This window comes from Bacteroidia bacterium, from assembly GCA_033391075.1.
Classification (GTDB): Bacteria; Bacteroidota; Bacteroidia; order J057; family J057; genus JAWPMV01.
The window spans coordinates 3505026-3517137 of record JAWPMV010000001.1 but is presented as its reverse complement, the minus strand read 5'-3'; the positions used below and the strand labels follow the sequence as shown (position 1 = coordinate 3517137).

At 41.2% G+C, this 12112-nt stretch carries 11 protein-coding genes; 10 read left to right on the top strand and 1 reads right to left on the bottom strand.

Features of this window, described 5'->3' with window-relative positions:
* The first annotated feature begins 4 nt into the window (after nucleotides 1-4).
* The 3 genes from R8P61_14105 to R8P61_14095 all read left to right on the top strand — a co-directional run bounded on the left by R8P61_14105 (nucleotide 5) and on the right by R8P61_14095 (nucleotide 2243).
* Nucleotides 5-202, top strand: coding sequence for a hypothetical protein (locus R8P61_14105; GenBank protein MDW3648197.1), 198 nt, complete (start codon nucleotides 5-7; stop codon nucleotides 200-202).
* A 75-nt stretch (nucleotides 203-277) separates the two neighbouring features.
* On the top strand, nucleotides 278-895 hold the full coding sequence (locus R8P61_14100) for a rhomboid family intramembrane serine protease (protein ID MDW3648196.1): 618 nt from the start codon (nucleotides 278-280) through the stop codon (nucleotides 893-895).
* A 157-nt stretch (nucleotides 896-1052) separates the two neighbouring features.
* The gene (locus R8P61_14095) at nucleotides 1053-2243 is read left to right on the top strand and encodes a Na/Pi symporter (protein MDW3648195.1); all 1191 of its coding nucleotides are present in this window, start codon (nucleotides 1053-1055) and stop codon (nucleotides 2241-2243) included.
* Between the two features lie 52 nt (nucleotides 2244-2295).
* Here the strand turns inward: R8P61_14095 and tpx are convergent, their stop codons facing one another.
* Nucleotides 2296-2808 carry a thiol peroxidase gene (gene tpx / locus R8P61_14090; protein ID MDW3648194.1) on the bottom strand — a complete coding sequence of 171 codons (513 nt, stop codon included), beginning with the start codon at nucleotides 2806-2808 and terminating at the stop codon, nucleotides 2296-2298.
* Between the two features lie 143 nt (nucleotides 2809-2951).
* Here tpx and R8P61_14085 point away from each other — a divergent pair, with 143 nt between their 5' ends.
* The 7 genes from R8P61_14085 (at nucleotide 2952) to R8P61_14055 (ending at nucleotide 12095) form a co-directional block, all read left to right on the top strand.
* Nucleotides 2952-3458, top strand: coding sequence for a sigma-70 family RNA polymerase sigma factor (locus tag R8P61_14085; GenBank protein ID MDW3648193.1), 507 nt, complete (start codon nucleotides 2952-2954; stop codon nucleotides 3456-3458).
* 9 nt (nucleotides 3459-3467) lie between these two features.
* Nucleotides 3468-4094, top strand: coding sequence for a hypothetical protein (locus R8P61_14080; GenBank protein ID MDW3648192.1), 627 nt, complete (start codon nucleotides 3468-3470; stop codon nucleotides 4092-4094).
* Nucleotides 4095-4132: 38 nt separating this feature from the next.
* On the top strand, nucleotides 4133-5026 hold the full coding sequence (locus tag R8P61_14075) for a TraB/GumN family protein (protein MDW3648191.1): 894 nt from the start codon (nucleotides 4133-4135) through the stop codon (nucleotides 5024-5026).
* 163 nt (nucleotides 5027-5189) lie between these two features.
* A complete protein-coding gene (locus tag R8P61_14070) occupies nucleotides 5190-5807 on the top strand; it encodes a hypothetical protein (protein MDW3648190.1) in 618 nt (205 codons plus the stop codon).
* A gap of 160 nt (nucleotides 5808-5967) precedes the next feature.
* The gene (locus tag R8P61_14065; protein MDW3648189.1) at nucleotides 5968-7083 is read left to right on the top strand and encodes an adenylate/guanylate cyclase domain-containing protein; all 1116 of its coding nucleotides are present in this window, start codon (nucleotides 5968-5970) and stop codon (nucleotides 7081-7083) included.
* Nucleotides 7084-7162: 79 nt separating this feature from the next.
* Nucleotides 7163-7651: a hypothetical protein gene (locus R8P61_14060; GenBank protein ID MDW3648188.1), complete on the top strand. Its 489-nt coding sequence runs from the start codon at nucleotides 7163-7165 to the stop codon at nucleotides 7649-7651.
* Between the two features lie 67 nt (nucleotides 7652-7718).
* Nucleotides 7719-12095, top strand: coding sequence for a hypothetical protein (locus R8P61_14055; protein MDW3648187.1), 4377 nt, complete (start codon nucleotides 7719-7721; stop codon nucleotides 12093-12095).
* The last annotated feature ends 17 nt before the right edge of the window (nucleotides 12096-12112 follow it).

The window sequence follows — 12112 nt, the reverse complement described above, 5'->3', positions numbered from 1 at the left end:
TGTTATGAAAACGATTCTTAGCCTACTTTGTTCTTTGGTCATCCTGGGGACATTATTCCTTTTACTAAAAAGGACCGTCGAGCAAAGCAGGAGGAAGACTTCCCTTTATAAGCATAAATCTGAACTTGAAATTACCCCTCAGAGCTATGCGATAAAAGAGGATTTGAATCAGGAGCCAGAAGCTGATGCGGAGTGGGAATAAAAGCATGCTGAAAGGTAATTGAATCCTCTATAAAGCCAGATTTATCCTTACATTTGAATTGAAAGAGAAGACCCAATGGATATTTTTCAATACTACTTGCAGACTCCGGTTGCGACAGGAATTTTCATCATTACCATTTTAACCAGCATCCTGGCATTTCGGGATGGGGTTCTGATGTATAAATTTATCTTTAATCCCTACCGACTTGTCCACCAAAAGGAATATCAAATGTTGTTTAGCTCGGCCCTTATTCATGGCAGCAATATGCATTTGATCCTGAATATGCTGGTCTTTTATTTCTTTGCATTCAGTCTGGAGTCTATTCTTGGTAGCTGGCAATTTTTTGTGCTTTACTGGGGTTCTGTTGTCCTGAGTCATATTCCTCGTTTGATTTCAGAGAAAGACAATGAAATGTATAGTGCTCTGGGAGCTTCGGGCGGGGTGAGTGCCGTTGTCATGAGTATAATTCTGATTCAACCGGATATCACCCTGAGTTTATATTTTCTGATAGATATGCCGGGCTGGTTACTGGGATTGGGGTATATGGGCTATAGTTTCTATGCGGCCATTTACAAACCCCATGATAAAATCGGACATGATGCACACCTCTGGGGAGGTTTGGCGGGCTTGGTTCTCACCGTATTACTCAGGCCCCGAACGGCAGCTGATTTCTTTGAGTGGCTAGGCTTATAATACGCCCCTCTGATAATTTAATGATACGGTAATATTATATCTCTTACTTTTGTCGAGAGATAGATCTGATGGATATGAGTACCTCTTTTTTCGCTTATATCTGATGTTTAGGGTAAAGGGCACTACGACAAATTTATGTTCTAAGGCCGATTTGAATTTGAATAAGAACGAAGAAATATCCTCATATACAACAGGTAATACAGAAGACTCTGGACTTGATGCCCATGTATTGGAAACAGCTTCTGGAGGAAAAAGTCAGATTGCCTTCACCATCTTGAAATTGCTGGGGGCTATCTATATATTTCTGGTTTCCCTCAAGTTGATGAGTGCCGGATTAGGCCTTTTGGGGGGAAAGATTGCCGAAAACCTGCTAAGCATTACCACCTTCCCCTTCATTGCCCTATTTATTGGAATTCTTGCCACTGCCATAATTCAGAGTTCTTCTACCATTACCACGATCATTGTGGCTTTGGTTGCAAGTGGGGAAATTTCATTGGCCAATGCGATCCCCATGATCATGGGTGCAAATATTGGAACCGCTGTAACCAGTACCATAGTTTCTCTGGGACATATTGGCAATCGAGATGAATTTGAAGGAGCAGTTTCCGGCGCCTCTGTTCACGATTTCTTCAATATCCTCATCGTAGTGATTCTACTACCCTTGGAGCTTTTTACAGGATTTTTGGAAAAATCATCCTTGCTTTTCGCTTCCTGGTTTGAAATAAAAAATGGGATTGTATTTACAGACTCCCTCTCTCTACTTACCAAAAGCAGTGAATGGATACTCGCATTATTCAATAACAATCCTTATATGGGATTATTTGGAGGGGTGCTCTTACTCTTCATTTCCCTTCGACTCCTCACTTATATTTTGAAGAACCTGCTCGTAGGCGTAAGGGAGCAGAATATGAATAAATATGTGTTCGGACGTCCTTTTCGGTCTTTATTGATGGGTTTCCTGACGACAGCCGCGATTCAATCCAGTTCAGTTACTTCCTCTCTGATGGTTCCTTTGGTTGCGACCAGAAAGGTAAGCCTGGAAAGAGCCTTCAACTTCCTGATGGGAGCCAATATCGGTACAACCTCTACCGTTATCATTGCTGCCTTATTTTTGGGAATGGAAGGGGGAGCTTCAGCTTTGGCCTGTGCCTTTGTCCATTTACTCTTCAATCTATTTGGTGTATTTCTTTTATTTCCTTTCGAAAAATTAAGGACACTTCCGGTAAATTTGGCTAAAGGCCTGGGGAAATATGCTCGCAAAAGCAGATTTTATGGAATCGCTTATGTGATAAGTGTATTCTTTATCATTCCTTTTATCCTGATTGCCATTACCACTGACTTTTTATAAACAAAAAAAGCCAGAACCTGAGGCCCTGGCTTTTTCAATTGATTGATATTTTTTAGATAAGCTCATCTACAGCTTCTAATGCTTTGCTGTATTCTGGCTCTTGTGCGATCTCTGGAACCAGCTCTGAATAAACGATGTTATCAGCTGAATCAACAACAAATACTGCACGAGCAGACAAACCTTTCAATGGGCCTTTCAAAATCTCGGTATTGTACTCATTGATAAAATCACTGTATCTATAGTCAGAACCAATGATTACATTCTTGATTCCCTCAGTCTCACAAAATCTATTCATCGCAAAGGGAAGGTCTTTGGAAATAACGATTCCCTGAACCCCTTCTCTTTTACTGAGTTCTTCATTGAATTTGCGGGTTTCCATTTGGCAAATCCCGGTATCAAGACTAGGTACAGCAATCAATACTTTAATCTTACCATTGTAATCATCGAGGAGACTCGCTTCGCTAAGATCAGACCTCACAAATGTAAAATCAGGTGCAGGTACGCCAGCCACAGGAATATCATCCTTGATTGGAAATGGTGCGCCTTTGAGTGTGACAGATGCCATGTTTTTATGTAATTTAATCGTGTGGAACAAAGGTACTGAATAAAACCTTGTTGAAACAATTTTGTTAGGTTTTTGTAATTTTTTCCTGACAATTTCGACTTACGTTACATAGGGTGAGTCTTTCCTTGAAAGATCCCCGATCTATGACGGAAGAAATGCAGAAAGAGGCATTTGTAGAATTGGTTGAGAAAAACCAGGGAATTATCCATAAAGTATGCAATATGTACTGCGATAGTTCCCAGGATAGAAATGATTTGTTTCAGGAGATTCTCCTGCAACTCTGGCGTTCGTATGCTCATTTTAGAGGAGATTCCCGCATTAGTACCTGGATGTATCGTGTAGCCTTAAATACGGCTATATCGGGCCTGCGTAAAAGAAAAAGAAGAGAAGTCGAACAGGGACTAACCGAAAGAGAATTCGAACTGGCGGCTTCTGGTCCCGATCGGGAACAGGAAGAAAAAAAGAAGTTTTTGTACGAAGCGATCAAACTGCTATCCGATGTGGAAAAAGCCATCATTATGCTTCATCTCGAGGAGCATAGCTATGATGAGATTGCCTCCATCATTGGGATTACCAGTAATCATGTGGGCGTGAAGATCAATCGTATCAAAGGCAAACTGAAAAAGATATTGTTACCTCATTTTACCTGATTTGCTTGTATGAATTTAGAGGAACTAAAAGAAATATGGTCATCTCATTCCAGCGATCTTTCTAAAGATCAGTACCTGAATCATAGTCAGATACAGGTATTGCTTGAGAAACGCTCGCAGGGGGCTTTGTCCCGTATTAACCGAAATATATTTATAGAAGTCCTTGCATCAGCTATGCTGGGTCTGGGCCTGGTATATTGGTTGTGGACACGTAAAGAAGAAGTTTCGAGCTGGGAGATTATTCTTTTTAGTATCATGTTTATGGGTACAGGGCTGTTTTACTATTACAAATACAAAGCCCTCAATCGTAATGCCCTCCACTCCGACAATCTGCTGGAATCCCTGGAAAATATTACCCGCAATATGGGAGCCTATATGCGAGTCTACCTGTATGCCGTTATTTTTCTGGTGCCAACCCTGGCATTTACAGGGGGATACTATGGTTTATATGTTAGACGTTTATCTACTGGAAGTGAAGAACCTATTCTGAGTGGAGAAGCCTGGTTCCTGTTTGGAGGCGCTATGCTGCTCTATGCAATCGTTGCCATATTTGGAACCAATTGGTATTACCGCAGACTTTATGGAAGACATTATCAGGAATTGAAACAATGCCTGACAGAATTAAAAGAACTTTAAGCTAAATATCACTCAGGCAAATTATTATATAAGATCAAATGAAGAACCTCTTAACAATTATAAAATTTATCTTTCTAGGCTTTTTGGGCCTTTTCAATCAATCTCTCTTTGGACAAACGGATGTAGCAGTAGCTGAAAAAGAAGGGCAAGGCCTGTTATGGGAAATCAGCGGGAATGGATTGGAAACTTCTTCTTTTCTTTTTGGAACGATTCACATCATTTCAGAAGAAGACTTTATGATGACTGAAACGACTAAGGAAAAAGTGGTTGCTGCAGAGCAAGTCGTCATGGAACTGGATATGGACGACCCGAAGACCATGATGGGGATGATGACAAAAATTACCATGAAAGATGGGCAATCCCTTAAGGATTTACTTTCAGAAGAGGATTATGGCTTAGTCTCCAATTTCTTCAATGATACCCTGGGCATGAATCTGATGCTATTCGAAAAGATGAAACCTTTTATGGCCCTGAGTGTCATGTATCCTAAAATGTTAGGAGAAAAAACAGCTTCCTATGAGATGGAGTTTATGAAAATTGCCAAGAAATCTTCTTTAGAGATTTTGGGATTGGAGAGTGTGGAGGATCAAATGAGCATTTTTGATAAAATCCCTTATGAAGATCAAGCCGAGATGTTGGTGGAATTCATAAAATCCTATGGTACTGAGAAAGGGAAAATAGAGGAAATGGTTCAGCTGTATGTTGATCAGGACCTCAAAGGCCTGTATGAGTTCAGTACGCAGTCTTCTGAAATGGAAGGATATCAGGATGTCATGCTCGACAATCGTAATGAAAACTGGATTCCCAAGATGGAAAATATGATGAGTGAAAAAGTAAGTTTTTTTGCTGTTGGAGCGGCTCATCTCTGGGGACCCAAGGGAGTTATCAACCTCCTGAAAGAACAAGGGTACACGGTCAAAGCCGTGAAATAGGCAAAAAAACCCTGAAAAATATGTAAAAAGTAGGCTTTTAGGTCCGGAAGGACTTGAAAGCCTAATTTCTATTCTTTAACTTGTTAGGATAGCTTAGATAGGAATGTCTCCTCTCAGGCATCTGATAAGCCAGCTAAACTCTAACACATCTAACGACTTTAACATGAAGACTAAACTCTCTACCCTGATTATCCTTGGTCTGGCCTTCTTATTCTCTGCCTGTCAGGTTGCTGAAGAACCTCGCGTTTATGAAGCAGTTGAATATACAGGAGCAGAATACCTCGCCAACTACCGCACACCTGATGCGATGTTCCTGGTTTCCTATTTCGATGTTGCTACTGAAAAGAAGACGGGATTTATCGTTGATAATGCTGGAAATCTGAAAACCCTTGAATCAATTAGTTATTCTGTAAGCGCTGATAATGGAACGATCCATCCAGCTGCGCTTCAGAATATGATCAATCATGGCAAGCAGGTAGCTGAAGTTGATTTGGATATCTTAGTTGAGCAGTTCAAAAAGATCAGGCTGGCTTCAAGAGCAAGGACGCTTGATGGAACTTCAAATCCCTCTGCCTCTCAAAATGTAGAGTTCTATGGCTTTACGCTGGGAGTTCCCGGATATAATGGAGGAGGAAACTGCCAGGGTGCGCCTAGTTCCTCTGAGTATTTCTCTCAGTTTATGCTAAAGTCAGAAGGACAAACGGCCAAATTCCTTAATTCAGGAAATGCTACTGAGTTGGTAAATTGGTTGAAAAGCTTGCATGAGCAATCTGTTAAATAAACAATCCTTGATAAAAAGATAGAAAAATGCCTTCTCCTGGGAGAGGGCATTTTTCATTTATGCAAATTAAAGCAGGGAAATAAGAAAGGGAGAATCACTGGATTGTTTGTGCCCTATGACATTTTTCCTAACTTGAATTGCTTTTAGAATAAGGTCGCTTATGGCGAAACCATTTAGCAAACATGTTAGGAACGTAGTGTCAACTACTTTGGCCTGGATTGCAGCAATTACTCTCTTTGCCATGGTCAGATTGTATGGCGCTAGTGGGGATGGTCTATACTTATTGATTCCCGAAGAATCAGGTATCTGGGTTCAAATTCTAAGTTTAGGATTTGGACTGGGAGCTACTTTTGGGATTATCTTTGGTGCTTTGGATACGGTGAAAGGGCTTTTGAGAAATCAGCCCTATTGGATGACCATAGTTGTAAGAAGCGCAGTCCATATAGTCCTTACCCTCCTTATTATCCTGGGTTATCTTCTTCTTTTTCACTGGATCATGGACGATAAACTTGCTGGTAATATTGTCGGCATGCTAAAAGATACTCCCTTTCAGAAAATCTCTTTTGTACTCATCATTTATACCGGTTTCGTCAGCATTATATTCAACCTCATACGCCAGATGAATCGGATGTATGGCCCTGGGATTCTGTATAAGCTTCTTATAGGGAAGTATCACCAGCCACAAGAAGAGGAACGAATATTTATGTTCCTGGATCTGAAATCCTCCACGACTTATGCAGAGCGCCTCGGACATGTTTTGTATAGTGAACTGATTCAGGATTGCTTCCAGGATCTGACACATGCTATTGAAGTACATGATGTAGAGGTCTATCAGTATGTGGGAGACGAAGCAGTACTGACCTGGCGTATGGTAGATGGTCTTAGGAACGCCAATTGTATAAAGACCTTCTTTACTTTCGACGAAACCATCCAGAAAAGAGCCAACTATTATTTCAACAAATATGATCTCGTTCCCGCATTTAAAGCCGGCGTGAATCTGGGGCTCGTGATGGTGGCTGAGGTTGGCGTAGTGAAAAAGGAAATCGCCTACCATAGTGATGTCTTAAATACTGCTGCTCGCATACAGGGAAGATGTAATGAGTTTAAAAAGCAGATCCTGATTACCGAAAGCCTTAAAGAGCGATTGGAAAACGAAAAAGACCTCCTCACCGAATATGTCGGTAATGTAGCCCTCAAAGGGAAAGAAAACCGTATTTCGATTTACAGCGTAAGCAAGAAAGAGCAAGTCGAACACAGTTATGAATTTGCAGAATAGATCCTTTGTAGGATAGCAGACATTCCTCTAGCGAAGAATTGACAATTTTTCTGTTTTAGGAAATGTAAATCTATAGCACATGAAAAAGACAGCACAACTTTCCTTCCTGCTCACAATATTCAGCCTATTTTTTTCTTTCACGGCCTTTTCTCAGGATATGGACAATCGAAAAATGAGCCGTATTCTCAGTAAAGAAGTTGATGCCGTTGAGGGCCAATTGGGCAATTGGCAGGCGGTTTATGGCAATAGAGTCATTTATATCATAACCGATCAGAATGCAAATCGTATGAGGATAATGACCCCGGTTGTTGAACTGAAGGATGTCAAGAAAAAGGAATTCGAGACTTTGTTGGAAGCAAATTTCGATAGAGCCCTTGATGCGAAGTACTGTATTTTTGAAGAATATGTGATGACAGTCTTTACACATCCTCTCAAAGAATTGACAGAAGAGCAGTTCATCGATGCCATGAAACAAGTTGTGACGCTGGCATATAATTATGGGTCAACATATACCAGTACCAATATGGTATTTGGTGGAGGAGATGGAGAAGAGGAGAATGATAAATGAGTAAAACATAAAGCTCATTTATGAAACGGCTATTATTCACTACTTTTGTGGGATAGCCTGATTATTTATGCTTTCTGGCAAAGGCAAAAAATGGTTTTTGATATTCCTGGGAATATTCCTGTTTCTGCTAATCACAGCGCAGAGCCTGGTACATCTTCTTGTTGAGCCTTCTATTGAGGCTTTTGTAAGAGAGCTGGTAGAGCTTAGGAGTAATGATCGCTACAAGGTCAAAAGCCTGGAAGTTGATTGGAACCTTTCGGCACGTACGATTGCCTTGAATGATGTATCTATCGTTTATAATGGGGAAAGAGGACCCAATGCCCCTCAAAACATTTTTGATTTTACTTTCCCCCATATAGAATTACAGCACTTTTTCTTCAGAGAATTCCTTTCCACAAGAAAAGTCCATACCGAAAGACTTTATATAGAAAATCCTCAGGTAAATTGTTTACGTGAGGAAAGAAGTATCTCTGATAGCCTTCCTGTTCAAAAAAGCCTCTATGAAATAGTTTCCCCGCAAATCAAAGGGATTGAGATTGATGAATTTGAGATCAAAGGAGGGAAACTCTCTTACAATGACCAGAAAAATTTCAAGAGAAATTCTTTTGTAGCAGAAAATCTCAATTTTATAGCTGAGGAAGTTCTCATGGATTCTAGCTCTGGATCGGAAGTTTTGAGCTGGTTTAAGGTAAAGGAAGCTGATCTGGAGATCGATGTGGACAAATACGTCCATATTACGGCAGATTCTTCTTATGTGCTTAAGGCCGGTAAAATTGGGCTATCCAGTCGGAAAAGCGAATTTTTTGTTGATAACCTTCATGTCGAACCCAATCTGCGCAGCTATACTGTCGGTAGCGGACCTACAAAGAATCTCTTCGAACTCAAGGTGCCCCGCATCGTCATTCAGGATATCAAACCCCGGGAAATAGCGATCAATAGAAATGTGAATTTAGGGGCGGTTAGATTGGTAAAGCCCCAATTGATCCAGTTGGGTAAATTTAAAAGCGACTCCCTTAGACAGAAATTGCCGGAACTTTCTGATCTCTATCAGGGCATTCAACCCTATTTCAACAATATCAATATCGAAGGCTTATCGATTGAGAAAGGCTCTTTCTCTAAGATTGCAACTCTGGGAGATACCAATAAGCAAATTTCCCTGGAAGGTGTCGGCCTTTATATGCAGAACCTGGCCCTCGATTCCACGATGATGGAAAAAGAAGCAAGCTTGATGCTGGCAGAGGAACTGGATCTGAAAATTGATACCTACCAATTTTTGCTAAAGGAAGATTCCTACCAACTTTCCGGAAAGGCTGCTCGAATTTCCAGTTTCGATAAACAGATAAAAGGAGAAGCGATGAGCATTTTTCCTTTAGCGGGGACGCGGAGTAGGTTGAACAGATTAAACCAGGACATCCTGGATTTAGAAGTACCGGAATTGCAGATTGAAGGAGTAGATCTGGCGGAGTTATGGCATGATCAAATTCTGGAGGTTGATAAGGTAAGAATCAATCAACCCATCGTCGGCCTAACCAATTATCCTGAAATAAAGAAGGAAAAGATAGATGAGATTAGTGAACAGAACCTCAATTTATTGATCGGGGGTTATCTGAAGAAGTTGGAGGTGAAATCTCTCGATATTCGTGGAGGAACTTTTAATTTTATGGCGGGGGAAGATGTTCTGGGAGATGGATTTAAAGCCCGTGAATTGGAAGTAAATATTCGCAACTTTCAGCTAAATCCCTCCGCGAGCAAAAAAGCGGATCGACCCTTTTATGCAGATGACATCCGTGTCAATATGCAAGTGGATCATTATTCCCTGACCTTGCCGGATTCTTCTTATAGCATTCAGGCAAGACATTTGGGGATTGCAACTGCGGATTCTTCCTTCTATGCGGATTCGTTGGTTTTTACTCCCTTAAAGGCTGCTCAAAAACAGCATGGAGTAATTGCCAATATTGTAGTTCCCAGAAGCTATTTCCATGGTTTAGATGTTTATAAGTCCTATTTCGAGGAAGAATTGTTTGTAGATAGTGTATTTCTCTCAGGAGCAGAAATCAGGTTGAAAGACCTGGGACGGAAACCCAATTCACGTCAGAAAGAGTCATTCCTTGAGGATATCGACCTTTACCCTGCTATATCCTCAGCTTTCAAAAGCTTGCAAATGGATCGACTGATCCTTCAAAATGCTCGTTTGGAACTGGAAGAAGTTAAGTCTCAGGAAAGCTATGTCCTGCCTCAACTGGCGCTTGATATTCGAAATTTCAAACTGGATTCTCTGGCCTCCCATCAAAAGGACCTTTTCTATGCAAAGGATATAAAGCTTCAGGCTGCAAATTTCTTTCAAAACCTTCCGGATAGTCTTCATCAGGTCTCTGTGGGAAATCTGGATATATCCACTCAAAGGGGAGACATACGTCTTTGCGCAGTAGATATTCGACCAAGAAATCAAGGGACAGAATCTATCGGGCAAAAGTATCGGATCAAGCTACCCGATCTGCAACTAAAGGGAGTAAACCTCTATGACCTCCTTTCCAATCGAAATGCTGATATGCAAATGATCAGCATCGATACGCCTACAGTGGAGCTTGAACGTTATCCCGATATAGAGAAAGAGGAGATTGACTCACTGGCAAAAGCAAATCTCTATGATTTTATATCCGCACAGCTTAATTCCCTCCGTGTTCGCCAGCTGAAAGTGAATCAGGGCAAATTGCAGGTAAATGATTATCAGGGAGGAACCAATGAGTTTAAAGCAGAAAATCTAAATCTTTATGTTTCAGATTTTCGACTGGATTCCAGTTCAGCCTTTCGGACAGATGATCTTTTCTATGCTCAGCATATAGAATTGGGCGCTCGGGTCGAGGACTATTATATCATGTTGCCGGATAGCAGCTATGCTATGCGCATAGGTAATGTTGGTATCTCAACAGCTGATTCCAGTATTTATGCAGAAAACATCCGACTGCTTCCTCAGTGGAATTCAGATAAGCTCAAAAATGCTAATCAAGCATGGGAATTAAGCATCCCTCGTGTAAACATGGCTGGAATAGATCCAGATGAATGGTATTTTGAGAAAAAGCTGGATTTCGGTCGTCTTTTTATAAACAAGCCAATTATCCGGCAGGTAATCCTACGCAAAGACTCCAGCGGAACAGATCAGGATTTGTATGATATCCTGCATCCCAGTTTTGAGATCCTCAACATAGGAGAGCTTCATGTGGAAGCTGCCAGCTTCTTTCAGGATCGTTTAGAAGAAGATAGCAGCTTTCAGCATTCGTATAAAGGTTTGGGAGTAAAAGCCCGGAATTTTAAATTGGATTCACTGGGTCTTTTGAGGAAAGATCGTCTTTTCTACTCAGATGATGTGGATATAAAAGTTGCGAGTCACAGCTTTCCGTTTCAGGACAGCATGTACACTTTTACCTTTAATGAATTAAGGCTTTCCACGAAAAATGGATATGCAGAAATTGATTCGGCCCTGATTCTGCCAAATTTTGAGATCATAGATTTTGTGATGCGAAAGGGCTATGCGGAGAATAAGCTTTTTATGCAAACTCATAAAATTCGTCTGGAAGGGATAGATGCGTATAAGCTTTTTGAAGAAGGAAGATTCTGGGGAAAACGAATGGAAGTCCAGGGGCTTGATTTTCGGGTGAATAAAGATCAGCGTTTCAGAATGCAACCCGGTAGGAGGCCGCCATTCCCTCAGGAAATGATCCGCCAATTGCCGCTTGCAATAAAGTTGGATCGGGTAGACATCATGGGAGGAGCCGTCAATTTCCAGCTTAAAACTGGTTTTAGAAGGCAGGCAGGTTTTGTCTTTCTCACAGATATAGATGCCAGCATACAGTACATCAGCAATGATCCCGAATACCTGGAAGTAAATCCTTTGCTTACTAGCACCCTTACGGCTCGGGCTACCCTTATGCAAAACGGACAATTAGAAGCCAAATTTCTATTTCCCCTCCAGGATACCCTCAACAGTTATAGTTTTACCGGGAATGTTGGCCCCTGGGACATGCAGGAGTTAAACTCTATCATGATTCCTGCCGGTCGTATTCGGATCAAGCAGGGAAAGATTAAATCCACAAAATTTGAAGTCTTTGCGGACAAATATGAGAGTCGTGGAAATATGGTCATGCGCTACAATGATCTGAAAGTAAGTGTGCTGGATGGTAAGGGAGGTGAACAGGATGCCGTAAAACGCAAACCCATACTCTCAGCCATCGCCAATACCCTGGTGGTGAAACAAGACAACCCCAACCGGAGGTTTTTGCGCTATGGAAAGATTAGATATGAGGTGAATCCGGAAAAGGGCTTTGTCAATCACTGGGTTCAGGCAGTCCTGAGCGGGGTCAAGTCCAGTGTTGGGATGGAAGAAGTTGGGGAAAAAGATAAAAAGGAAGGGCTAAAATTTTTAAAGAAGAAAAAAGCTATCCCGTAAAAATTCCTATATTTCAA